The 26239-nt window shown below is 38.7% G+C and carries 22 protein-coding genes; 1 reads left to right on the top strand and 21 read right to left on the bottom strand.

Annotated elements, in window-relative coordinates; all coding sequences use genetic code 11:
• Positions 1–26: 26 nt before the first annotated feature.
• The 6 genes from ACO1O5_RS04790 to ACO1O5_RS04765 all read right to left on the bottom strand — a co-directional run bounded on the left by ACO1O5_RS04790 (position 27) and on the right by ACO1O5_RS04765 (position 6850).
• Positions 27–947 carry an alpha/beta hydrolase gene (locus ACO1O5_RS04790; RefSeq protein ID WP_486268702.1) on the bottom strand — a complete coding sequence of 307 codons (921 nt, stop codon included), beginning with the start codon at positions 945–947 and terminating at the stop codon, positions 27–29.
• 353 nt (positions 948–1300) lie between these two features.
• Positions 1301–1873: a dihydrofolate reductase family protein gene (locus tag ACO1O5_RS04785; RefSeq protein WP_486268701.1), complete on the bottom strand. Its 573-nt coding sequence runs from the start codon at positions 1871–1873 to the stop codon at positions 1301–1303.
• 128 nt (positions 1874–2001) lie between these two features.
• Positions 2002–3717 (bottom strand): GMC oxidoreductase, encoded by a 1716-nt coding sequence (locus ACO1O5_RS04780; RefSeq protein ID WP_486268700.1) that lies wholly within the window; start codon positions 3715–3717, stop codon positions 2002–2004.
• A 396-nt stretch (positions 3718–4113) separates the two neighbouring features.
• On the bottom strand, positions 4114–5751 hold the full coding sequence (gene groL, locus ACO1O5_RS04775; protein WP_486268699.1) for a chaperonin GroEL: 1638 nt from the start codon (positions 5749–5751) through the stop codon (positions 4114–4116).
• A 31-nt stretch (positions 5752–5782) separates the two neighbouring features.
• The gene (locus ACO1O5_RS04770; protein ID WP_150412537.1) at positions 5783–6082 is read right to left on the bottom strand and encodes a co-chaperone GroES; all 300 of its coding nucleotides are present in this window, start codon (positions 6080–6082) and stop codon (positions 5783–5785) included.
• A gap of 186 nt (positions 6083–6268) precedes the next feature.
• Positions 6269–6850, bottom strand: a complete 582-nt coding sequence (locus tag ACO1O5_RS04765) for a TrmH family RNA methyltransferase (RefSeq protein ID WP_486268698.1) — start codon at positions 6848–6850, stop codon at positions 6269–6271.
• Positions 6851–7014: 164 nt separating this feature from the next.
• On the opposite strand from ACO1O5_RS04765, the gene ACO1O5_RS04760 reads away from it, so the two are divergent.
• Entirely contained in the window at positions 7015–9051 is a 2037-nt protein-coding gene (locus ACO1O5_RS04760) for a M13 family metallopeptidase (RefSeq protein ID WP_486268697.1), read from the top strand.
• A gap of 36 nt (positions 9052–9087) precedes the next feature.
• On the opposite strand, the gene ACO1O5_RS04755 is transcribed toward ACO1O5_RS04760, so the two are convergent.
• The 15 genes from ACO1O5_RS04755 to dnaK form a co-directional block, all read right to left on the bottom strand.
• Entirely contained in the window at positions 9088–10041 is a 954-nt protein-coding gene (locus tag ACO1O5_RS04755; RefSeq protein ID WP_486268696.1) for a formylglycine-generating enzyme family protein, read from the bottom strand.
• A gap of 107 nt (positions 10042–10148) precedes the next feature.
• Entirely contained in the window at positions 10149–11744 is a 1596-nt protein-coding gene (locus ACO1O5_RS04750; protein ID WP_486268695.1) for a sulfatase family protein, read from the bottom strand.
• A gap of 187 nt (positions 11745–11931) precedes the next feature.
• A complete protein-coding gene (gene hisIE / locus ACO1O5_RS04745; RefSeq protein WP_486268694.1) occupies positions 11932–12555 on the bottom strand; it encodes a bifunctional phosphoribosyl-AMP cyclohydrolase/phosphoribosyl-ATP diphosphatase HisIE in 624 nt (207 codons plus the stop codon).
• Positions 12552–13310, bottom strand: coding sequence for an imidazole glycerol phosphate synthase subunit HisF (gene hisF / locus ACO1O5_RS04740; protein ID WP_486268693.1), 759 nt, complete (start codon positions 13308–13310; stop codon positions 12552–12554). The genes hisIE and hisF overlap by 4 nt, the downstream gene beginning before the upstream one ends.
• Positions 13310–14035, bottom strand: coding sequence for a 1-(5-phosphoribosyl)-5-[(5-phosphoribosylamino)methylideneamino]imidazole-4-carboxamide isomerase (gene hisA / locus ACO1O5_RS04735; protein ID WP_486268692.1), 726 nt, complete (start codon positions 14033–14035; stop codon positions 13310–13312). Before hisA ends, hisF begins: the two co-directional genes overlap by 1 nt.
• Positions 14036–14641, bottom strand: coding sequence for an imidazole glycerol phosphate synthase subunit HisH (gene hisH, locus ACO1O5_RS04730; protein WP_486268691.1), 606 nt, complete (start codon positions 14639–14641; stop codon positions 14036–14038).
• Positions 14638–15780 carry a bifunctional histidinol-phosphatase/imidazoleglycerol-phosphate dehydratase HisB gene (gene hisB / locus ACO1O5_RS04725; RefSeq protein ID WP_486268690.1) on the bottom strand — a complete coding sequence of 381 codons (1143 nt, stop codon included), beginning with the start codon at positions 15778–15780 and terminating at the stop codon, positions 14638–14640. The genes hisH and hisB overlap by 4 nt, the downstream gene beginning before the upstream one ends.
• Positions 15773–16831 carry a histidinol-phosphate transaminase gene (gene hisC / locus ACO1O5_RS04720; protein ID WP_486268689.1) on the bottom strand — a complete coding sequence of 353 codons (1059 nt, stop codon included), beginning with the start codon at positions 16829–16831 and terminating at the stop codon, positions 15773–15775. Before hisC ends, hisB begins: the two co-directional genes overlap by 8 nt.
• A complete protein-coding gene (hisD, locus tag ACO1O5_RS04715) occupies positions 16818–18116 on the bottom strand; it encodes a histidinol dehydrogenase (RefSeq protein WP_486268688.1) in 1299 nt (432 codons plus the stop codon). The genes hisC and hisD overlap by 14 nt, the downstream gene beginning before the upstream one ends.
• 9 nt (positions 18117–18125) lie before the next feature.
• Positions 18126–18980, bottom strand: a complete 855-nt coding sequence (gene hisG / locus ACO1O5_RS04710; RefSeq protein ID WP_486268687.1) for an ATP phosphoribosyltransferase — start codon at positions 18978–18980, stop codon at positions 18126–18128.
• A 246-nt stretch (positions 18981–19226) separates the two neighbouring features.
• Positions 19227–20276 (bottom strand): dipeptide epimerase, encoded by a 1050-nt coding sequence (locus tag ACO1O5_RS04705; RefSeq protein ID WP_486268686.1) that lies wholly within the window; start codon positions 20274–20276, stop codon positions 19227–19229.
• A 30-nt stretch (positions 20277–20306) separates the two neighbouring features.
• Complete coding sequence (locus ACO1O5_RS04700) at positions 20307–20738, bottom strand: endonuclease domain-containing protein (RefSeq protein WP_486268685.1); 432 nt, start codon at positions 20736–20738, stop codon at positions 20307–20309.
• Positions 20739–20796: 58 nt separating this feature from the next.
• Positions 20797–23496 carry a 4-alpha-glucanotransferase gene (locus tag ACO1O5_RS04695; RefSeq protein ID WP_486268684.1) on the bottom strand — a complete coding sequence of 900 codons (2700 nt, stop codon included), beginning with the start codon at positions 23494–23496 and terminating at the stop codon, positions 20797–20799.
• Between the two features lie 119 nt (positions 23497–23615).
• Positions 23616–24101, bottom strand: coding sequence for a hypothetical protein (locus tag ACO1O5_RS04690; protein ID WP_486268683.1), 486 nt, complete (start codon positions 24099–24101; stop codon positions 23616–23618).
• A 141-nt stretch (positions 24102–24242) separates the two neighbouring features.
• Positions 24243–26168, bottom strand: coding sequence for a molecular chaperone DnaK (gene dnaK / locus ACO1O5_RS04685; protein ID WP_486268682.1), 1926 nt, complete (start codon positions 26166–26168; stop codon positions 24243–24245).
• Between the last annotated feature and the right edge of the window lie 71 nt (positions 26169–26239).

The raw sequence follows: 26239 nt of genomic DNA, 5'->3' as shown, positions 1-26239 counted from the left end.
AGGTATAAGTGAATAAATCAGGCCCGCTATTTCGCAAGCCAACCCATGCTATCCATCCAGTTTTCGCATAGCGCCATCCAGTCGCCCTTATTGGTAGGATTATGCATACCAAAGCCATGTCCGCCTGCCTTATATATATGCATCTCAGCAGGTGTTTTATATTTTAACAGCGCTTCATAAAATGCAATACTGTTCATTACCGGCACAGTGTTATCATCAGTAGCGTGGACCAGAAAAGTGGGCGGTGTCTGTGCAGTCACCTGCATTTCGTTTGAGAAAGAATCAATCAAATTTTGAGGCGGATTTTTCCCAATGAGCTGGTCCCTCGAGCCTATGTGACCTATCTTATCCTGGAAACTAATTACCGGGTAAATTAATATTGCAAAGTCAGGTCGAAGAATGATGTTGTTTGGATTCTCAATGTAACTATGCTGAAAATGCGTAGCTGCGGTTGAAGCCAAGTGTCCCCCGGCAGAGAATCCCATAATGCCAGTTTTAGCCGGATCTACGTTCCACTCTTCTGCGTGCATACGCACTAATTGAATTGCTCTTTGTGCATCCTGCAATGGTCCGATTTTTTTATCCAACATTGAAGAGTCGTTTGGCATACGGTATTTTAGAACGAATGCAGCAATTCCCATTTCATTAAATCTCCTGGCAACGGCAAAGCCTTCTTTCACGATTGAAGTAACCCAATATCCTCCGCCAGGACAAATGACAACGCCGGCGCCGGTGGCTATTGATTTGTCAGGCAAAAAGATAGTTAGCGTTGGCTTTGAAGTAAAGTGCACAATAGTATCTCCATTATCCTGTGGTTCCCATACTTCTTTTGTCGTGTATGGTTTACTGTTAGGAATGCTACCGTCATATAACGGAATGGTTTGTTGTGCATACATTTCCTGCATAAAACAAATTATAAGCAATGAAATTAGAAATATTTTTTTCATATAATCAATTCGCTAATACATACAATTTCGGATATTTTTTTTATTCTTAGGTAATCTTTACAACGCCATTTCCAATGCAAGGCTGAAAAAAACCCTTGGAAGAAAGATGTCCCAAGATAGCCTCTGAATTTTTAATTCCTCGATAAAAAATTGTGACATTAATAAAATAAGAAATACAATTAATATCCGGCTCTTTTAAAGGCCAGCGCTGAAAATGAACATAGACAAAGCAAAACTTTCCCCGGTGTTAATATCAATCGCAGAAAATGGTACATGGAATTAAAAATTCGACCCAACTTTCGTTTGCATACAGAAGTAGAAAATAAAATCATTCCTTGAGACGAGGGTTTGAATTAGTCGGACGCTTTTTCATAATGAAGGCAAACGACACCCGACGTGAACTGATTATTTTTAACAAGTTTAAGTTTGATTCTGTTTTGAATATTTTTAAATAATGAAATTCCGTCTCCTAACAGAATCGGATTTACAAAAAGCCAGTAATCATCAATTAAGTTTTCCTTCATGAGAGTATGTGCAGCAGAAGGGCTTCCAAAAATTATAATGTCCTTACCTTCCCGCTTTTTAAGTTTCACAATTTCGTTTGGTACATCATCACTTATAATTTTTGTATTGTGCAAATTGGCACCTTCCATCGTTTTTGATAATATAACTTTATGAACTTTTTTGTACCAGGCAGAATGTTCAATGTCGTGTTTTGATGCGTCGGGCTTTTCGGCGGCAGTTGGCCAATAACTTTCCATCATTTGATAAGTTACTCTTCCATACAAAGCTGTAGTTGCTTCATTTGTTCTTGTACCAACAAAATCAAAAATTTCTTCATCAACCGTAATCCAATCCATTTCGCCGTTAGGTCCTCCAACAAAACCATCGAGCGACACATGCATAAATAACACAATCTTTCTCATATCTTATTTTTTGCTTTTTAAAAATAATAATTAATAAAGAAACGGATGATCTTATAAATATGAATAGCTTCCCATTTGTTCACTGCAATTGCAAACCAATAATTAGTTGCGATGCAATGATACCGCATCTAAATATTTCCCTTCTTTAATTCATCTGCAGCATGATTAGCAGCTCTTGCGGTTAACGCCATAAAGGTGAGTGAAGGATTTTGCGTACTGGTTGACGTCATGCAAGCGCCGTCTGTTACAAACACGTTGTTGCAGTTATGAAACGCATTCCATTTATCGAGTAACGAAGTTTTAGGATCCTTCCCCATTCTGCAGCCGCCCATTTCATGAATATCAAGACCGGGCGCTTGATTGCTATCATTTTGCCGAATATTCTTACAACCGGCTTTTTCAAACATCTCTGTAGCAACGCTAAAGAAATCATTCATACTTTTCACATCATTATCGTCGTAATCAACAGAAGTAATCAATTGCGGCATATCCCATGCATCTTTCTTATCGGCACTTAATCTTACATGATTGGATTCTTTAGGAATCGTTTCTCCCTGCATCATCACGCTTACATACCAGCCGCCGGCTTCAGACAACGCATCTTTAAAAGCTTCACCCAATCCATCTGCATAACCGTATCCCCTGCCTGCCCCAAAAAATACCATGTAACCACGAAGAAAATCAGTTTCCTGTTTATGAACATTTCTAAAATTAGGCATCATGGGCTGCGTAGGTCTTCGCCCATAGTAATATTTATCCGGGGGTCCATCGTATCCAGCGTTTACAGTTCCCCGGTAGTTTTGAAAGGCAATGTATTTTCCCAATAACCCATTGTCGTTTCCAAAGCCGTTGGGAAAGCGATGAGAAGTTGAATTGAGTAAAAGTAAATTAGTATTCAGGCAGGCCGCATTTACGAAAATGATCTTTGCAAAAAATTGAGTGGTTTCTTTTGTGATGGCATCCATTACATTCACGCCAATTGCTTTCCCTTTCGCATCATCATATATAATTGAATGGACAACAGTATCGGGCCTTAAAGATAAATTACCTGTTTTCAGCGCCCACGGAATGGTGGATGAATTAGAACTGAAATAACCGCCAAATGGGCATCCCCTCTCACACTTACTCCTTGCCTGGCATTGGTTGCGGTTCTGCTGAATATGAATTTCTTTTGGTTGTGTTAAATGAGCGCATCGGCCCTGCACAACGAAACGGTCTTTATAGTTTGCCATTATCTTGGCACTGATATCTTTCTCAACGCAATTCATTTCCCACGGTGGCAGAAATTCACCGTCGGGTAACGTGTCTATTCCGTCGAGGTTGCCACTAATGCCGGCAAATTTTTCAACATACGCATACCACGGAGCCAAATCATCATAACGTATAGGCCAGTCCGTTGCAAAACCATCACGGGCAGGGCCTTCAAAGTCATACTTGCTCCACCGTTGTGTTTGCCTTGCCCACAGCAAACTCTTGCCGCCCACCTGGTAACCCCGTATCCAATCGAATGGCTTTTCCTGTATGTAGGGATGTTCTGTATCTTTTACAAAGAACTGCTGCGTGGCCTCACTAAAGGCATAGCATCTGCTAACAACCGGATTTTCTTTTGTGATGCTTAAAGGCATTTTTAATCGATGAGAAAATTCCCACGGACCTTTTGTTGCCGTTGGGTAATCTTTCAAATGAACCACATTTCTTCCACGTTCCAGCAACAACGTTTTTAAGCCTTGCTCGCATAACTCCTTTGCGGCCCAACCGCCGCTGATTCCGCTACCTATAACAATGGCATCGAATGTGTTTAGCGCTTTTCCTTTTAAATTAATATAAAGTGAATCTGGCGGCAATTTATTAGTGTTTATTTTCTCCGAAAAAAGAATATTCTGCTAATATACAAACCCAACGTCTTCAACAATCATTTAGCAATAATTTACCTCATTCAATTTACCTAAACAATACGCTATTAAACCAAATATTGATTCCGGATTAATTAGTTGATAGATTTTACCGTTTAATCTCTATTGCTCACTAAAGACTTATTGCTGATTGGCTGCGGGATGGTAGCGAAAAGCCTGGTGACGGTTTTGTAGCCTGGCTTTGTGCCGGACTTGCAGCGAACAGCCCGATCAAAAGCTGATTAAAGATATCAACGATGATAGCCCCAAATAAAAATCCCTTTGCATTGCTGCAAAGGGATTGTATTTTTTACATTGTACATCAAACATTGTACATCGTACATAGAATTAATATCCCATGTCACCCATTCCACCGCCGCCCATTGGAGGCATTGCTGGTTTGTCTTTTTCAGGTTTGTCAGAAATTACACATTCGGTAGTTAATAACATGCCTGCAATTGACGCTGCATTTTCTAATGCAATACGGGTAACTTTTGTAGGATCAATTACGCCTGCTGCCAAAAGTTTTTCGTAAACTTCCGTACGTGCATTGAAACCAAAATCACCTTTGCCTTCTTTAATCTTTTGTACAACGATGCTGCCTTCAATTCCACTGTTTATAACGATCTGGCGAAGAGGTTCTTCAACAGCCCGTTTCACAATCTGGATACCGGTAGTTTCATCTTCATTTTCACCTGTAAGCTTGTTAAGGCTCTCAATAGCACGAATGTAAGCAACACCACCGCCTGGTACAATACCTTCTTCAACAGCAGCTCTTGTTGCATGAAGTGCATCATCAACACGATCTTTCTTTTCCTTCATTTCAACTTCTGTAGCTGCGCCAACATATAATACAGCAACACCACCGCTTAATTTAGCAAGACGTTCCTGTAATTTTTCTTTGTCGTAGTCAGATGTTGTTGTTTCAATCTGTGCTTTGATCTGGTTAACACGTGCCTGGATATCTTTCTTGGCACCTTTACCGCCAACGATAGTTGTGTTGTCTTTATCGATAGTAACTGAAGTTGCTTCACCAAGATAAGTCAGGTCAGCATTTTCCAGTTTGTAACCTTGTTCTTCGCTTATTACAATTCCTTTTGTAAGAACTGCCAAATCCTGTAACATTTCTTTTCTGCGATCGCCAAAGCCGGGAGCTTTTACAGCGGCTACTTTCAAAGTACCACGTAATTTATTTACAACCAATGTTGCCAAAGCTTCACCTTCGAGGTCTTCAGAAATTATTAAAAGCGGGCGACCAGCCTGTGCCACTTTTTCAAGAATATGAAGGATATCTTTCATAGTAGATACCTTCTTATCATAAATCAGGATGTAAGGATTTTGTAATTCAGCTTCCATTTTTTCGCTGTTGGTTACAAAATAGGGAGAAACATATCCCCTGTCGAATTGCATACCTTCAACAACTTCAACAGTTGTGTCAGTACCTTTAGCTTCTTCAACAGTGATAACGCCTTCTTTACCAACTTGTGTCATAGCCTGTGCGATCAATTTACCAATTGATTCGTCATTGTTGGCAGAAATAGATGCTACCTGCTCAATTTTGCTAATGTTATCGCCAACGGCTACTGATTGTTTTTTCAAATGAGCAACAACAGCTATAACAGCTTTGTCGATACCACGCTTCAAATCCATTGGATTAGCGCCTGCGGCAACATTCTTCAAACCTTCACTGATGATCGATTGTGCAAGAACTGTAGCTGTAGTAGTGCCATCGCCTGCAATATCAGCAGTTTTGGAAGCAACTTCTTTTACCATTTGAGCTCCCATGTTTTCAATGGGATCTTCCAGTTCAATTTCTTTGGCAACCGTTACACCATCTTTGGTTACAACCGGTGCACCGAATTTCTTTTCAATAACAACGTTACGGCCTTTAGGACCAAGAGTTACTTTGACGGCATTCGCCAAAGTATCTACGCCCTTCTTCATTTTATTGCGGGCTTCAATTTCAAAAAATATTTGTTTTGACATTTTATTAATGATTAAAGTTTAAAAAATGGGTTTACTTCACTTTCATTAAAATATCAGAAGCTCTCATAATTAAATAGTCAGCTCCATCAATCGTAATTTCTGTTCCACCGTATTTGCCATACATTACTGTATCGCCGGCTTTAATGTGCAGGGGAATCAACTGACCTGTTTGCTCAGCATATTTTCCTTTGCCAACAGCAACAACAGTACCCTTCTGGGGTTTTTCTTTTGCTGTATCGGGGATTATAATACCACCAGCAGTTTTTGTTTCAGCTGCGTTGGGTTTAACAAGAACTCTGTCATCAAAGAGTTCAAAATTGTCTTTTGCCATAATAGTAAAATTTTATTGATTTTTTTTTGTTGGGATGCAAATGTACACGAATAATCATACCAAAGCCTTTAATCAGTTTTGTTGTCATATTCGAAACAAACCATGGCAGAACTTAAGGCAAAGAATCAGCCAAAATTTCATAACGAGGGCCCAATATTGAAATTTGAAGCTTAAGAATGGGAAGGCCTATTTGATTCCCCAGGCAGCATTGATCGCATCTAACTGAGTTTGGGGCAAGCGGGAATATAAATAATGGCCGCTGGCATTTTTCTGCCTGAACGCCTCGTACAAGGTGACTGCACACGCTACGGAAATATTCAGCGATTTAATAATGCCCACTTGCGGGATAATAAAGTCACCATCAGAAAATCGGCGTATGTCTTCACTAACACCGAATGTCTCGTTGCCAAAAACAAGCGCCACCGATTCGGTAAGATTGAGAGAATACAAGTCAGCCGCCCCGTCACTTAAATGAGTTGTATAAATTTTATTATATCGTTTTCGAATTTCTTCAAAACATTCTTCCGCTTCGGTAAACTGGTGGATGGTCAGCCATTCTGCCGCTGTTGAAGAACTCCTGTAACCCCATTTCTTGTGAGGAGGAATGCGGTTATTTAAAATAAATACATCCTGGATTCCCACAGCATCACAGGTGCGCATAACCGCAGAAATGTTATGGGGATCAAATACATTCTCCAAAACGACCGTAAGATCGGGTTGGCGATGGCTAAGAACGGTGGTGAGGCGTTTGTATCGTTCAGGTGTCATATTTAAGTAAATACCGAAAGGTAATTAAATCAATGAATTTCGCATAACTTGTCTGCCATTAGATAATCATTTTTGACTGTTTTGTTCCAGGCTTAATTGCCATCCATAGAAATTTATTTTTTGCCGTTCGTTACTGTTTTACTTTTATAATTAAACTTATTTAAATGCTCAGAAAGATCTTCCTTTTTACTGTAGTATATTTTGCCATTTTTTCATGTAATAATAAAAAAGAGACGGTTGTAACAAAACCTGATGTGCTCGCTTCGAACCTCGATACGCTTGTAAAACCCGCAGAAGATTTTTTTGAATATGCTAATGGCGGCTGGATCAAGAGAAATCCAATTCCTGCCGATGAGAGAGGATGGGGAATTGCTTATGTCGTAAACGAAGAAAATCAGGAAAGGCTAAGGAATATCAGCGATTCTGTCGCAAAAAATCCCGGCGAAAAGGGAAGCGCTTCACAAATGATCGGCGACTTTTGGAAAGCCGCAATGGACAGCACGGCAATAGAAAAAGAAGGGACTGCAAAGCTGCAACCATGGTTTGATAAGATCAATGATGTTACAAACCTCAGCACTTTCATAAATGTTGTTGAAGATTTAAATAACATTGGAATTGAAACCGTTTTTAAAGATTATGTTTCGAGGGATGATAAAAACAGTGATGTTGAAAGCTTCAAATTGGCTCAAGGCGGACTGGGACTTCCCGACAGGGACTATTATTTTAAGACAGATTCCTCAACAGTAAATATCAGGAACGAATATGTGAAACATATCGCTAAAGACCTGGAACTGGCAGGAACGAACTCCATAGAAGCGACTAAAGATGCCGCTTCTATAATAATATTTGAAACAAAATTGGCCGGCGCTTCCCGCAAGCTTGAGGACCTTAGAGATCCAAATAAGAATTATAATAAAGTAGCCATTAGTGATCTGTCGCGAAAATACCCGGCTGTTGATTGGAACAAATTTCTCGTTTCGGTAGGGGTAAAAAAAATTGATTCAGTAATTGTTGGTCAGCCTGAATTTTTCCGGTCACTTGACGTTACATTAAAGTCGACGCCTCTTGCTACTTTAAAGGCATATTTAAAATATAATGTAATTGATCAATATGCCGGCGCATTGCCTGATGAATTTGGTATTGAAGATTTCAATTTCAATAAATTATTAAGTGGCGTGCAGCAGCGTAAGCCGAGGTGGAAAAGAGCGATCAGCAGCGAAGAAGGCGTAATGGGAGAATTGCTCGGGCAGTTGTATGTTAAACAATACTTCAATGATTCTGCTAAACAACGTTATATAAAAATGGCAGAAGGAATAAGAGAGGCTTTTAAAGAAAGGATACAAAACCTCACCTGGATGAGTGACAGTACCAAACAAAAGGCTCTTATAAAACTTGCTGCTATCAAAAAGAAAATTGGGTTCCCGGATAAGTGGAAAGATTTTTCAGGAATGGAAATAAGTAAAGACAGTTATGTACAAAATCTAATCAACGCCGGAAAATGGTGGCATAATTACGAAATGAATAAGTTAGGAAAGCCGGTGGATAGAGATGAGTGGGACATGTATCCACAAACTTACAACGCTTACTACAGCGACGCTAACAACGAAATCGTTTTTCCCGCTGCTGCGTTTATCGTTCCGGGTTATGATGATGCCGAACTGGACGACGCCGCAATGTGGGGATATGTCGGTGCATCTTATATTGGACACGAAATAACCCACGGATTCGATGACCAGGGTAAGTTGTATGATGAAAAAGGGAATCTTCACAACTGGTGGACAAAAAATGATTCTATTGAATTTGCAAAAAGGGCCGCTGTAATTATTAAGCAGTTTAACGAGTTCGAACCCCTACCCGGCACCCACATTAATGGGAACAATACACAGGGCGAAAACATTGCTGACCTCGGCGGTTTGGAAATAGGAATTACGGCATTTAAAAAAACGGATGCTTATAAAAAAAATGACACAATTGCCGGCCTCTCCCCCATGCAACGATTCTTCCTGGGATACTCTTTAAGCTGGCTATTTGAAGACAGAGATGAAAGCCTGAAAACGCAATTGATGACAGATGAACATGCCCCGGCAAAATACAGGGTCAACGGACCATTTGTAAATATTAATGAATTCTATACAGCTTTTGGCATTAAGCCTGGGGATAAAATGTACGTGCCCGATTCGTTGAGAGTAAGAATATGGTAATATAACGTATTTGAGTAAACGCCATTAATAACTAAATCAGGCATTTTTAACGCAACGAAAGCCTATATTGGAAGTTGAACTATCAATCGTGTTTGACGACCGCGCTGCAACTCTATAGCGATTGCAGTACGAATGATGACATAGAAAAGAACCACCTCGCATTACTTTACCTTCACCATGTGGTGGCCCTTTAGGATTTATTCGTGGGCCTGATTGATGAAAATCGCTGCTAAACCAATCACTACACCATTCCCAAATATTACCAGCCATATTATATAAACCAAAATTATTTGGCTTAAAACTTTTAGCAGGTGCCGTACCGAGATAACCATCTTCTACACTATTATAATCCGGAAAAGTGCCTTGCCAGATATTACAATGATGCTCACTGTCCTGCATCAATTCATCACCCCATGGGAATTTTTTTTGAATCAATCCTCCTCTTGCTGCATACTCCCACTCTGCTTCTGTCGGCAATCTTTTATTCGCCCAATTACAATAAGCCATCGCATCATTCCATGAAACATGCACTACAGGGTGATCCATTCTTACATTTATATCAGAACCCGTCCCTTCGGCTTGATTCCATGTTGCGCCTTGAATTGCACACCACCACGGCGTTTGCGCTGCAACCTGGTAATCAGTACGCTTAACTTCTTCCGAAAGCAATCCAAAGAAAACAAATGACCATCCATAACGTTCTGCCTCCGTTATATAACCGGTTGCATTAATAAATTCAGAAAATTGACTATTGGTAACAGTGGTTGCATCAATATAAAAAGGATCTAAAGTAATTTCCCTAACGGGACCTTCCCCATCCGAAGAAAAACCATCCTTATCATTTGTACCCATCAAAAATTTTCCTCCCGGCAACTTGATCATATTGTCAAGAGAAACATCATTGGAATTTCCAACAATTACCTGTTCAATATTTGTTGAAGATTTATCTCTCGATGCAGCGCAGCAGGATTTGATGTTTTCTTTTTCCATTTTTTATCAGCATTGGAATTTTTATTTAACTAACGTTGAAGAGTATCCCACAAAGGCACAAAGATCACGGAGTTTTCTCTTTGTGTTCTTTGTGCCTTCGTCGGAAATTAATTAAATGCATTTTTAGCCCTGAAATTGACGGGCAATCCCGTATCATCTTTATAATATTTCTTTAACTCCGTTAGTTGCTGCAATAAATCTTTCAATTGATCTTCATATCCTGGTCTTACTTTGTAACCTAATTGTTCATCTATAAGATTATCCATCTCGTCCGGATCTTTTTCTAAATCATACATCTCCCATTCGTTGATGGTATAAAAGCTCATCAATTTATATCTTTCTGTTCTAACACCATAATGAGGAAGTACCCAATGTGGCGCCTGGAACTCATAATAATGATAGTACATAGATTTCTTCCAATCTCCCGGAGTATTGTTTTGAAAAATCGGCACAAGGCTTTTTCCCTGCATATCATCCGGAACTGAAATGCCCGCCATATCAAGTATCGTGGGCGCATTATCAATACTTTGAACCCATGAGTCGGTTGTACTGCCCGGTTTTATAACCCCGGGATAACGGATCATCCAGGGAACCCTCAATGCCTGTTCATACATAAATCTTTTGTCAAACCATCCATGATCGCCTAAGAAAAAACCGTGATCACCGGTGAAGACAACTATGGTGTTATCGGCCAACCCGGCCTTATCAAGAAAGTCAAGTATCAATCCAACATTATCATCCTGCGATTTCAACGTTCCAAAAAAATGACGCATATAAGTCTGGTAATTCCATTGCTTACGTTGCCTTGGTGACAAGTCTTCGGGCGCATTGAAATCAGGCATATCTTCTACAGACATGTGAGCAATTTTTGCCGCTGAAGAACGTGTTTTGTAATCATCCCAAAATGTTCCGGGTTCGGCAAAACGGTGATCATCATAAATGTGTTCGTATTTGTGTGGTGGATCAAATGGGCGGTGATCATTAAAAAACTGCATTGCCATAAAGAAGGGCTTTCCCATACTCTTAAAATCTTTCATCCAGTTGATAGCCATACTCGTGAAAATATCAGTGCCATAACCTTCGTAAGTTTTATCCTCAATTTTAGTGCTTCCAAATGAAGCGTTTTGCTTATAGCCTGTAGATTTATAATAGGGCCCGCCGGCGCCTTCTTTATAAATAAAATTATCGAAACCCACTTCACCGGGATTTGCAGGCAGATGCCACTTGCCAACGATAGCAGTATTATAACCATTGTCTTTTAATATGCGTGCAACATTTTCCTGCTTAGGATCAAATGTGCTGGCGGGTTCACCATTAGAAGCAAAATCATAATTGGATAACATCCCATTAAGATGATCAAATTTGCCGGTTAGTAATGTTGCCCGGCTGGGCGCACATAATGCATTATTGCAAAATGAATTCTTAAATAACATACCTCCTTTTGCAATCCTGTCAATATTTGGTGTTGGTGCTATCTGGCTTCCGTAACAACCTAAAGCGTTTACGGGTACTCCCTCTGTTGTAATCCAAAGTATATTAGGTTTTCCTTTGAAATTATTTTTCCTCAATAATCGTTTAATTTGTTTCGTATTTTCAAAAGAAATATTTCCGATTGCCGATTGAGCAAAAGGTAATCCTAACGTTAATCCCCCTAATCTTTTTAATGCAGTTTTACGTGAAATAGGATGATCTTTTTTTCCCATGATTTAAATTTTACAATGAACGGAATCAATTGCCGTTACAGCAAATCGTTATATTAATACCAGTAAGAATATTACCAGTTGTAATTTATTGATAAAATTCTAAAATGGGAGAAATGTTAACGCACAGTAGAATTGGAATTCGTTATTTTTTCAACAAAAATCTTGCGCATAGATCAACCGTGGTATTTTATTTTTGATGTCTTTCTTTCAGGATATCCAAAACTTCATCCAGTTCTACATTTTTTTCGCGAAGCAAAACAAGATAGTGAAACATTAAATCGGCTGCCTCGTTAAGGAATAATTTTTTATGATTGTCCTTTGCTTCAATAACTAATTCTACCGCTTCCTCTCCCACTTTTTGTGCAATAGAGTTTAATCCTTTCTTAAATAACGTGGATGTGTATGATCCCGAAACGGGATATTTTTTTCTTCCTAAAATAATTTTTTCAAGTGTCTTTAAAAAATCATCAGAGGCATTATCTTCATTAAAACAGGTTTCGGCGCCGGTATGGCAAACGGGGCCATCAGGTTTGGCCTTTATAAGCAATGTATCAAAATCACAATCTGTTTTCATATCAACAAAATGTAAAAAGTTTTTGCTGGTCTCGCCCTTTACCCATAAACGCTGTTTGCTTCTGCTAAAGAAAGTTACCAACTTCGATTCTATGGTTTCGAGCAATGCTTCCTGGTTCATGTAGCCAAGCATTAAAACCACGTTGGTAGAAGCGTCCTGGATTACTACCGGCATAATGCCATTCGGGGATTTCGAAAAATCAAGGCGCTTAACCATGTCTGCATAATTTCTGGTCATAATCTTACATTAATTTTTTTATCGGATAAAAATTGTTTCAACACCGGTATTTCAATTTCTTTATAATGAAACACCGTGGCAGCAAGCGCAGCATCTGCATTATCGTTTTTAAATACGTCTGCGAAATGTTGCATATTACCCGCACCTCCTGAGGCAATAATAGGAACCGGAATTTCTTTTGCAAATAATGAAGTGATGTCGGAAGCAAATCCATTCTTAGTGCCATCATTGTTCATCGAGGTTAGAAGAATCTCGCCTGCTCCTAAATCAACCGCCTGCTTTGCCCAATCAATGGCGGCAAGGTCTGTCTTAATCCGTCCACCATTTAAATATACATACCATTCGCCGTTAGCTTCTTTTTTTGTATCGATTGCCAATACCACGCATTGGCTGCCAAATTCATCAGCCATTTCTTTAATTAAAGCAGGGCTTCTAAAAGCTGCAGAATTCACTGAAATCTTATCAGCTCCATTTTGCAATAGCTCAAAAGCATTTTCAACTGAAGTGATTCCGCCTCCAACCGTAAATGGAATATTAATTTGAGCAGCCACCTTTTTTACAAGTTCCACCAATGTTTTTCTTTTTTCAACAGTAGCCGTAATATCAAGAAAAACCAATTCGTCTGCCCCTTGCCGTGAGTAGTACATAGCGAGTTCCGCCGGGTCGCCTGCATCCTGGATATTGACAAAATTGATTCCTTTAACAGTTCTGCCGTTATCGATATCAAGACATGGAATAATTCGTTTTGCCAGCATCACTTATTTTTTATAAAATCTTTAATTTGTTCCAGTGAAATTTTGCCTTCATAAAATGCCTTACCAATTATAGCACCACTGCAGCCTGCATCCCGTAAAGTAAACAAATCTTCATAACAAGATATTCCGCCGCTGGCAATAAGTTGTAACGATGGAAATTGTTGCATTATTTCTTTATACAAATCTACTGACGGTCCCTGCATCATGCCATCTTTAGAAATGTCGGTGCAAAATATTTTGTCAATATTTAATTGAACCAGGTTTTCGATAAAATCAAAAATGTCAACACCTGTGTTTTCTTTCCAGCCGTGAATCTTGATTTTCTTCTCCAACACATCCGCTCCCGGCAAAAATTTATGCGGGCCAAATGCAGCTATCCACCTAGCAAATAGTTGGGGAGATTTGATAATTACACTCCCTAAACTTACCATCGATGCCCCTGCATCAAAAACCTCATTTATGGCTTCCGTGGTTTTTAACCCGCCGCCAAAATCAATCGTGAGATTCGTATGTCCGGCAATATTTTTGAGTACCGAAATATTAGCCAGGCTTTTTCCATTCGCACCATCAAGATCAACAATATGCAGTCTCTTTATACCCGCTGCTTCAAAGCCCTCCGCAATCTCCAAAGGATTGTCACCGTAAATAGTTTTCTTGGTGAAATCGCCTTTTGACAACCGTACGCATTTTCCATCCATTATATCTATCGCCGGAATTAATTCCATCTACGCTGATTTTAAAAAATTTGAAATAATCTGTATTCCCACATCAGCAGATTTTTCGCTGTGAAACTGAACGCCGTAAAAATTATCCTTATGCATAGCCGCACCAAAAGGCACTATATAATCAGCCGTGGCAATAGTTTGGGAAGAAAGTTCCGCATAATAACTGTGCACAAAATATACAAATGCATTTTCCTTCACACCAGTAAACAACGGTGATTGCAGATTATAAATCGTGTTCCACCCCATATGCGGAATTTTTAACGATGCACCGTTCTTTGCAACCATATTGTCAAATTTTTTGACATTTACGTCGAATATACCAAGGCATTGGGTGTTGGCTTCTTCGCTTACATTACACATCAACTGCAGACCAAGGCATATTCCCAAGACGGGTTGTGTTAAAGACAGAATTAGATGATCCATATTTTTATTTCGCAAATATTCCATTGCTGAACCTGCATGCCCTACCCCGGGGAAAATTACTTTATCGGCGCTCCTGATCTCTTCTGCATCGTCCGTTACAACTGCGTTTAAGCCTAACCGTTGTAAGGCATATAGCACACTTTGTACGTTTCCCGCATTATATTTTACAATGGCCACTTTCATAATATACCTTTTGTTGTGGGCAACGAATTATTGTTTACATCTCTTCTAACTGCTATTTTTATCGATTTGGCAAATGCTTTGAAAATAGATTCTATTTTATGATGTTCGTTGGTGCCTTCAGCTTTTATATTCAAATTACATTTTGCAGCGTCGCTGAAGGATTTGAAGAAATGATAAAACATTTCTGTCGGCATTTCGCCTATCTTTTCCCGCTTAAATTCTGCTCCCCAAACTAACCAACTTCTGCCACCAAAGTCAATAGCTACCTGCGCCAGGCAATCATCCATCGGAAGTAAAAATCCATATCTTTCAATTCCACGTTTATTGCCAAGCGCCAATAAAAATGATTCTCCCAATGCAATGGCAACGTCTTCTATGGTATGGTGCTCATCGATATGTAAATCGCCTTTACACATTACCGATAGGTTTATCCCGGAATGCTTTGCGAGCTGATCTAACATATGATTAAAAAATCCTAACCCCGTTTCGATTTTTGAACTACCTGTTCCATCAAGATTAAGTTCTATTTCAATCTTAGTTTCATTCGTATTTCTTGAGTGCGTAATCTTTCGCGGCGGCAACTTTAAATATTCATAAATATCCTTCCAGTTTTGCGTTTCTACTGCTATTACATGAGCAAGTTCCTTGTCATTCTCGCTAAGTTCTCCGGATCCCAATGCATCGTGATTATTTAGCCAGAAAGCTTTACATCCTAAATTTTCCGCCAGTTTCACATCCGTTAGCCGGTCGCCAATTACAAAAGAATTTTTCAAATCGTATTTATCGGCATCAAAATATTTCGTCAACATGCCAATACCAGGTTTTCGTGTAGGCTTGTTCTCATAAGGAAATGTTCTGTCAATGCATATATCCGAAAAAATAATGCCTTCATTTTCTAACGTCCTAACAACAAAATTTTGAATTGGCCAAAAGGATTCTTCAGGAAAAGACGGTGTGCCCAATCCATCCTGGTTAGTTACCATCACCAACTCGAAATCCATCTCTTCAACAATTTTGGTAAGATATTCAAACACGAAAGGATAAAATTCGAGCTTGGCAAAAGCATCTAACTGGTAAGTAGGCGGCGCCTCTTTTATCAGTGTTCCGTCCCGATCAATAAACAATATTCGTTTAGTCATTCCGGTATCTTTTTAATGTATCAATTAATATTTTATTTTCATCGGGTGTTCCCACGGTAACCCTTATACAATTCTCACACAATGGTTCTTTACTGCGGTTTCGCACGATAATTTTTTCTGCAGTTAGGTAGTGATATAACTCATCAGCATTATCTGTTTTTATTAAAATAAAATTCGCATCTGAAGGATAAATTTTTTGAATAAAACTGAATTGCCTCAATTGTTCTTCTAAAAGACCTCTTTCAGCAACTGTAATTTTAATATTTTCATTTACTTGTTCTATTCCCGACAAAGCTTTAACTCCTAATTGTTGCGACGCAAGATTAATATTATAGGGCGGTTTTACTTTATTAAAAAGATCTATTATTTTCTCTGAAGCAAAAGCTATCCCAAGCCTTAAGGCTGCGAGGCCCCATGCTTTCGATAAAGTTTGCATCACAATTAAATTTTCATACTCCGTTAGTTCCTGCAGGAATGTCTTTTGCTTTGAATAATTAATATAGGCCTCATCAATAATTACAATGCCGGGGAAATTATTAATGAGCAATTCGATATCCATCCTGCTTAGATTATTGCCAGTTGGGTTATTGGGGGAACATAAAAAAAGCAGCCTGGTATTATTATCTATCGATTCTAAAATCCTGTCAACATCAAGTTGAAATTCCTGTGTAAGGATCACCTGCTTAACCTTTACATCATTAATATTAGCGCAGACTTTATACATGCCATAGGTAGGCGGGCAGGTAATAACATTACTCTTACCGGGCTCACAGAAAATGCGGAATGCAAGATCAATTACTTCATCACTGCCATTGCCAATAAAAATATTTTGAGGAGGAATTCCTTTTATCTTAGAAAGATCCTGTTTCAATTTCCACTGTAACGGATCCGGGTATCGGTTATAATTCTCCTCTAACGGTGAACCGTAACTGTTTTCGTTAGCATCCAAAAAAATAGAGGCATTACCTGAATATTCCGTTCGGGCTGAGGAATATGGTTGAAGGATTTTTATATTCTCCCTTACAAGACTATCAAGATCAAATTTTTTCATTACTGATTTTTTTCAAACGAATACTAACGGCATTTTTATGCGCCTGCAACCCTTCAGCTTCAGCCATTCTCTCAATAGCGCCACCAATATTTTTTATTCCTTTTTTATTAATTTTTTGAAATGTAATTTTCTTCACAAAACTGTCTACTGATACACCGGCTTGTGCCCTGGCCGTACCGTTAGTCGGTAGTGAGTGATTGGTACCTGAAGCATAGTCACCGGCACTTTCAGGAGAAAGGTTGCCAAGAAAAACGCTGCCCGCATTTGTTACAAATTCAGCAAGCTCTTCAGCTTTCTTCGACGCTATTATCAAATGCTCCGGTGCATATTCATTAAGAAAATCGAACGCTTCAGCTTCCTTTTCTATGACAAGAAATTTTCGGTTTAGGAAACTCTGTTCTACAATATCCTTTCTTGGCAGTAGCGGTAATTGCTCATGAATTTTAGTGATCACATCGTCAATAATTTTCTTATTCGTAGCTACCAGTATTACCTGGCTGTCGGCGCCATGTTCAGCCTGGCTTAGCAGATCAGCGGCAACGTAGTCGGGAACACAAGTTTCATCTGCATAAACAGCAAGTTCACTCGGCCCTGCAAGCATATCGATAGCGGTGCCGTCAACACTCACTAATTTTTTTGCGCAGGTCACATATTGATTTCCCGGTCCAAAAATCTTGTCGACTTTTTTAACCGTTTGAGTTCCGTAAGCTAAGGCAGCAATGGCCTGGGCTCCGCCACTTTTATAAATTTTATTTATTGATAAAATATCAGCAATGTATAAAATTGCATCGTTTACTTTTCCATCACTCTGCACCGGCGTCGTAACTAGTATGTTCTTACACCGGGCAATTTTTGCAGGTATCGCGAGCATTAAAAGCGTAGAAAATAAAGGAGCGCTTCCTCCGGGAATATATAACCCTACACTTTCGATGGGCACGCTTTTTCGCCAGCAGGTAACACCGTTAGTTGTGATAACTTTTTTAATTTTATCAACCTGGCTTTCATGAAATTTTTCAATATTCTTTTTTGCGAGCAGAATGGCTTCTTTTAATTCTTTGCTTATAGATTTCGAAGCCTCTTTAATTTCATCCTTACTCACCCAAAGATTATCCGGGGCGAAACCATGAAATTGGGTAGAATAATTTTTTACCGCATCATCTCCATTTTGCCTGACGGTATTTATAATTGATATTACAGTCTCCTCCAGGTTCTTAGAATCAATAACCGGCCTTTTAATTAAATCAGGCCATTGCAATGGAGAAGGGTTTATAATTAATGTGTTCATTTTTTTTCTTTAAAGTATCATCTTTTCTATGGGCACTACCAGTATTCCTTCCGCACCAAATGATTTTAATTTTTCAATAATGTCCCAAAAGTCGCTTTCATTAACCACACTCTGCACACTGCTCCAGCCGCTTTCTGCAAGGGGAACAATAGTAGGACTTTTCATACCGGGCAACACAGCACTTATATTGCCTAATTGGTCATTAGGAGCATTCAACATGATATATTTATTATTCCTTGATGCCTTTACAGCCTTGATACGCATCAATAACTTGGAAAGAATTTCTTCGTTCTCTGCAGATAAATTTTTATTGGCAACCAGGACTGCTTCAGATTGAAGTATAACTTCCACTTCCTTTAATCCATTTGTAAACAAAGTACTTCCACTGCTCACCAAATCACAAATAGCATCGGCAAGCCCAATACCAGGAGCTATTTCAACAGATCCGCTTATTTCATGAATTTCAGCATTGACCTTTTTATCATTCAAAAACTTTTGCAAAAGCACGGTATATGATGTTGCAATTTTTAAATTTTGAAGATCAGTTACACTTGTATAGTTCATATTTTTTGTAACGGCTATGCTTAACCGACACCGGCCAAAACCTAATTTGCTCACAACTTTAATTTCCTTGTCTTTTTCATAGACGACATTCTCGCCAACAAATCCCACGTCGGCAACACCGTCATATACATACTGCGGGATATCATCATCGCGGAGAAAATAAATTTCAACCGGGAAATTAAAAGCGACGGCTTTCAGTTGCCTGTTCCCATTGTTAATCTCGATACCACATTCTTTTAAAAGTTGCAAAGAGTGATCATACAGGCGTCCCGATTTTTGTATTGCAATTTTTAGCATCATTCCAGTTTTTAAATTAAAAAAGGCTCACTTCGCAGTAAGCCTTTTTTTGAAAATATGTTTCATTACATACCAATCAACACAGCTTACCTTTCGATAAAAAATGATGATGGTGTATGTGATTTTTTTTTGCCATTGAGGGCACAAAGTAAAGGATGAAATTTTATTATAACAAAAAAAGTTTTGGAGTCTCATCCCAAACCCCTTCTCCTGCTGGAAGGGGACAGGTACCACCGCTAATCGATATGTTCAAAAAGGCGCCATGGCGACACCAATACCACTGAAGTTACTATAAAGAATTTTTCCTTCATCAAATGCAACTCCATTGCCCACATCTTCCGCCAATAACAGAGGCCCATCCATATCCACATAATCGATGAGGGGAAGCAATTGAGCAATAGCTGCCGTGCCGACAGAGCTTTCATTCATGCTACCGACCATAACTTTCAGGCCAAGTTCACGGGCTTTGGAAATCATGCGAAGTGCGGGCGTAATTCCGCTGCACTTGGTGAGTTTAATATTGATACCATGGAAATGATTGTGACATTTTTCAACATCATTTTCGAATACACAACTCTCATCTGCAATTAACGGTAGCGGTGAGTGCTCAAACAAAAATTTCATTCCTTCCCAATCATCTTTAGCCAACGGTTGCTCAACAAATTCAACATTCAAATCTTTAAACGCTTTTATTTTTTCTAACGCTTCATCCTGCTTCCACGCAGCATTTGCATCAATTCTAAAAACAGATGAAGTATGTTTTCTTAATTCACTTATTATTTGTACGTCGTTATCCGTACCGAGTTTTATTTTATAAACCGGCCATGGTTTTTCATTCATCTTCATCACCATTTTTTCAATACTATCAATGCCGATTGTATAATCCGTCAGCGGATTTTTTGAAATGTCCAATTTCCATAAATCGTGAAGCTGCTTTTTATTCATCTTCCCATAAATATCCCAACCGGCCATATCAAGAGCACAAACTAAAAATGGATCTTGCGGAAGGAGATGATGCAAATAGTGCCAGTATCTATCGGGATGGGTAAACGCAAATTTTTCAATAAGCCCGCGTTTGTTCTCAATATCTTCAATCATTTTATCAACTGAAATATTGTAATAAGGAATTGCCGGTGCTTCACCATAGCCTTTTATTCCAAAATATTCAAGTTCTACCAATAAAGATGGCTGATGTGTTTTGGTTCCTTTTGAAATAGTGAAAGGATAAAGGAAGGGAAGATTTATCGATTTATATTTTACCCCTAGCCCCTGAAGGGGAACACGTTTATTCGGATTCAAAGTTGTATTTTTTTCTCAATCGTTGAGAATTTATGGATTTTCGGTTACTATGATTGATTCAATTTCGAGCTTAAGCTTTTTCATTGCTATTTCACTTTGTTTGCAAACCTCTTCATTTGAAAATCTTAATACTTTCAACTTAAGTGATTGCATGTATTGATCTCTTACTTTATCATTATTTTTTGCTTCCGGGGAGTTATGCACGCTTCCGTCTATTTCTATTACAAGTCTTAATTTATGACAATAAAAATCCGCAATATAATCTGATATAGGATGCTGCCTTCTAAATCTAAACTCAGGAAAATGTTGCTTAAGTAAGCTCCAAAAAATTATCTCCGACGGAGTTGGTTCATTTCTCATTTTTTTTGCATTGGCAAAAATTATGGGAGAACTTTCATAAAACATGGTTTTGCCCCTTCCCCGAAGAGATTCATCATTTTTAGAATTTGAAATTGTCTCCACTTTTTACTCAATATTTATTACTATCCCGAGGCCTTTTTGGTAAAGACCTTATTCCCCTTTAGGGGTTAGAGGTTCTTCCACTCTCCTTTACATATTTTTTAATTTCTTCATTAAACTCTTTTTCTTTCAACAGATCTTCAAGATTAAGATGTATCCGGTAACCCCAGTAATGATTGGGATCGGAAGGGATATTAATTCTTTCATCATGCGGATTATCTCTTCTTATTTTTCCATTAATTCCCATTAAATCCTGCAGGAGAAAGATGCTCCACATAGCCGGAGAATATAGATTTTGCAAAACAATTTCTTTGTTTATCCAGGGCTCACAGAAAAAAGGCGCTTCGCCATAATGGCCCAACATGTAATTATAAAACCGTTGCGTCTTGCTTCGGTCCTCTTCCCACCATCCACGTATGGTACTCATATCGTGTGTTGAAGGTGTAACAACAGCCATATAAGGAGAATCATTTGGGTGAAAGAAATCTTTACCTGAATCCTTTGGCATCCGCTCAATTTCAAGACTTAAGATAGCCAGGTCTTTCATCAACTCAGGAACACAAGCCGGCACCATCCCCAGGTCTTCGCCGCAAACAAGCATATTGGTGCTTCGTTTCAACTGCGGTAATTTTTTTAAAGCTTCTTTTTTCCAAAACCAATCCTGTCGCCTGTAAAAATAATTGATGTATAATTCGTGTAAGCGTTCTCTCGTATTATATTCGAGGTGTTGAAACGAAGTGGTATTGGCTATGCCAAACCTGAAATGAAATTTTTGACCATTGGAATTTTCTTCTTCAATAAGAACGATATTACTTATCAAATCAAAAAGTCCCTGCTTAATAATATTTCCTTTTTCGATTTTATTATCATTAAAATAATTCTCAACTTTTTTTTGCGTGTTAAATTCTTCCTTCAAATTATATTGACCTGAAGCGGAATTATCCAAAAAGCTCTCTTTTACAAACTCAGCGTTTTCATGAAATGTCCAACCAAGAATTTCATCCGTTATATAAGGTTTGCAATAGCGATCATGATTAAACCAAATATTGTTATTTTGAAATTCTGAAATATCAACAGGAATTGCGGGAGCAAATCTCCCCATGATACCTTCAACCGCGTGCAACGGAATACTCCATATTCTAAAAAATCCAAGAATATGATCGATACGAAAAGCATCAAAATAATTGCTCATTTGATCGAACCGAAGCCGCCACCATTGAAATCCATCTTCCTGCATTTTGTCCCAGTTGTATGTCGGAAATCCCCAGTTCTGCCCTTTAACGGCAAAATCATCCGGTGGTGCGCCGGATTGTTCGTTCATATTATATAGCGATGGATTCGTCCAGGCATCACAACCATAACGATGGATGCCAATAGGGATATCACCTTTTAAAACAATTTTATTTTTATGTGCATAATCTACCGCAGCCTTCAATTGTAAATGAAGATGGTATTGCACAAAATAAAAAAATGCGATGCCATCATAATGAGATTTTGATGGCGCAACTAATTTTTGAATATCAGATTCATTATATGTTTTATGGTTTTTCCATTCATTAAAATCGGAAGTTTTGTTTTTATCCCGTAAATAAGAAAAGGCTGCATAAGGTACCAGCCAGTGGCGGTTCAACTCAAAAAATTCAAAATAGTCAAGATCATTTTTAAAGGCATCTTTAGATGCCCGGTATAACTCTTTTAAGGCAGACCATTTAAATTTCATCACCTTCTCATAATCAAAAACCGCTAGTTCATTTAATTGCTTTTGCTTTTTCTTGAGAGGCTTTATAACATTGGCATATTCTTTACCGGCAACTTTTTCTAAATTGATATACAACGGATGTATCGCGAATGCAGAGATAGCGCCATAAGGATAAGAATCGGCGGCAGTGTGTGTTGAAGTGGTATCGTTTATAGGAAGCAGCTGTATTAATTGCAAGCCTGTTTGTTTAGCCCAATCTACCAGTAATGGGATATCGGTAAATTCTCCCACGCCAAAGCTTTTCTTAGACCTGAGACTAAAAACCGGTATCGCAACTCCGGCACCTTTCCAGTAGGTAACCGGGCAATTAACAAAACCATCATGCACGATTACCTTGTCAACCCCTGGGTCATTTTTCTGAACAAGCCTGTTTTCGCCGTCTTCAAATCTTACTATTTTTTTATGTTCGATGTTATAAATTCCATATTTATAAGTGGCGGGCCAATCGTCACCAGTTAGTGATACGCGGGCTACAAACCAATCGTTTTTTGGCCCAAGCAAAATAGGATCTTCAGAACTCCAGTTTCTTAAACTTTCCGTTGAACCGCACATACAAATGATTTCGCCAGGCCGCAGCAAAGGTGCTTTCACCCGGAATTCGTGTGTATATTTTTTTACAGCCGGGGTTTTAATTTTGGTAACATTTGCCAGTAGCACTCTATTGAATGCTCTTGTAAAGAAAACGTTCCCAAGATTATTGGCACCATTCCACATATCGTACACCGCAATGGCCGGAGCATTAATAAGAGATAAGTCGATGGCCCGGTTTTCTTCTCCATCAAAAATTTCTGAACCATCTTTATCTTTTAAAAAGTATTTATAAAGAACAGTATCATCGAAACCTTTCGGGAATTCAATTTCGACGTGCCAGAAATCATTATTATAGTAGGACATTTCTACCGCCTTGGCAGTTTCATCATTCCCCAGGAAATCGTTATTGCCCGAAATAAAAAGAGTTTGTCCGGGATGAGTATAATATCTTAAATAGAAATGAATCGTCATTAATAATCAGTGTTAAAGAGAAACAATTTAATAAGTTTATTCTGCAATGTAAAATATACACATTACGCCAATACAAGAAAATCAAAAATTGGTTTCATTATTATCGTAAAGTCAAACGTTTAAAATAAAGTTAAGAAGCCAAACCATAAAATAAATACTCCAAATCCGATCCAGGCCGAAGTCGTCTTGTCCTTCTTATTAGGGCCATTTTTTTGCTGATGCGAATAATAAGAAAGTAGTCCGCCCAATGGTCCTATAAAAATGCCAATCACAAACCATAGTGCATCAAGCTTAAACTTTCCTGTCTTTTGGTCTACATAATTGGTCATTAAAAGATCTGGATTCTTTTTGAGGTCGCGCTGTAAATGCCTCTTTAAGGCATTGAAATATATTTTTTGGAAGAAGTTGAGTTTTGTGCCGGTGGCTGCAGCAAAATCACTTGTAGACATATTGACAAACACCGATGCTTTTAAATAGCCGGGAGTCATTTCCTGTTTCCTGTTTTCCGGTACCGGCCTTACAAACGAAAGCGCATAGCCATCCTGTAAAGAAATAAAAATTGAAAGGATATCCGGGACAAAAAGATTTAAAAACTTTTGATTCATGAACACTCTACTTACAGATTAAGAATATGGTTTTTAAGGTTGGCCTTATTGTGCAAATGTAATTTTTAATTGATGTAAACAAAAAAAAGAGGTCGCAAAAGTTGCGGCCTCTTTTTTCATGATGATATATCTTAAGAAATATTATTTTACCTCTTCAAACTCTGCGTCGGTAACATTATCTTCTGCCCCGGCATGTGCATGTTCCTGCTGGCCCTCATTTGGCTGTGTGTCTGTAGTGTTTCCATTACCGTTAGCACCGGCCTGTTGTGTAGCCTTATACATTTCTTCACTGGCGGGAGTCCATGCTGTGTTCATTTCATTTACCGCTGTGTCGATCGCACTTACATCCTGTGATTTATGTGCTTCTTTTAATTTAGCCAATGCTGCTTCAATAGGCGCTTTTTTATCAGCCGGAATTTTATCGCCGTATTCCTTCATTTGTTTTTCCGTCTGGAAAATCAAACTATCGGCCTGGTTTATTTTATCTACTTTTTCCCTCGCTGCCTTATCCGTTGCTTCATTGGCTTTAGCTTCATTCTTCATCTTTTCAATTTCTTCTTTACTTAAGCCGCTGCCAGCTTCAATGCGGATGTTGTGGCTCTTACCGGTTCCTTTATCTTTTGCAGAAACGTTTAGAATACCGTTAGCATCAATATCAAAAGTTACTTCAACCTGCGGAACCCCTCTAGGTGCCGGGGGAATACCATCGAGGTTAAATGTACCAAGGCTTTTATTTTGATTAGCCATTGGCCTTTCACCTTGCAATACATGTATTTGTACACCTGGCTGGTTATCACTTGCCGTTGAAAATGTTTCCGTCTTCTTGGTTGGAATGGTAGTATTACTTTCAATCAACCTTGTCATTACACCACCCATTGTTTCAATACCCAAAGAAAGTGGAGTAACATCTAATAACAGAACATCTTTTACTTCGCCTGTTAAAACACCTCCTTGTATAGCTGCACCTATGGCAACCACTTCATCGGGGTTAACTCCCTTATTCGGTTTTCTTCCAAAGAATTTTTCTACCATTTCCTGTACTTTAGGAATACGGGTAGAACCACCAACCAATATCACTTCATTAATATCTGATACACTTAATCCTGCATCTTTAATAGCAGCTTCACAAGGTTTCAAACACCTTGAAAATAAATCATCAGAAAGTTTTTCAAATTGCGCACGGGTAAGTTTCTTTACCAAATGCTTTGGAACGCCATCAACTGCTGTTATATACGGAAGGTTAATTTCTGTTTCACTTGAAGATGATAATTCAATCTTTGCTTTCTCAGCAGCTTCTTTTAGACGCTGCCAGCTCATCGGGTCTTTATGCAAATCGATTGCCTCATCTTTCTTAAATTCTGCAGCAAGCCAATCCATGATGATCTTATCGAAGTCATCTCCACCAAGATGTGTATCACCGTTAGTAGACTTTACTTCAAAAACACCATCACCCAATTCAAGAATTGAAATATCGAACGTACCACCGCCAAGGTCAAACACCGCAATCTTTTGATCAATACTTTTTTTATCCAAACCGTATGCAAGTGCTGCTGCCGTTGGTTCGTTGATAATACGGCGAACTTTCAACCCTGCAATTTCACCGGCTTCTTTCGTAGCCTGTCTTTGCGCATCATTAAAATAGGCAGGTACTGTAATTACTGCTTCAGTAATTTCCTGACCCAAATAATCTTCAGCTGTTTTTTTCATCTTCTGAAGAATCATTGCGGAAATTTCCTGCGGCGTATAATGTCTGCCATCTATGTCAATACGAACTGTATTATTTTCACCTTTCACAACTTTATAACTCCAGTGCCCCGCTTCCGTAGTTACCTCGTCCCACTTATGTCCCATAAAGCGCTTCACACTCATGATAGTGTTATGAGGATTAGTAATGGCCTGCCTTTTAGCAGGATCCCCAACTTTACGTTCCCCGTTTTTTAAGAAAGCAACCACACTTGGGGTTGTGCGACGACCTTCATCGTTGGCAATTACAACGGGCTCATTACCCTCCATAACTGCAACACAACTGTTAGTTGTTCCTAAGTCAATACCTATAATTTTTGCCATGATCTTGTTTTTTTATTGATAACATATTGACAATGTTTATGCCAACGAAACAAATATGCAAAAATGGCAGG

The organism is Ginsengibacter sp. (assembly GCF_057362405.1).
The sequence above is the reverse complement of the archived record's forward strand: the minus strand, read 5'-3'. Positions and strand labels throughout refer to the sequence as shown.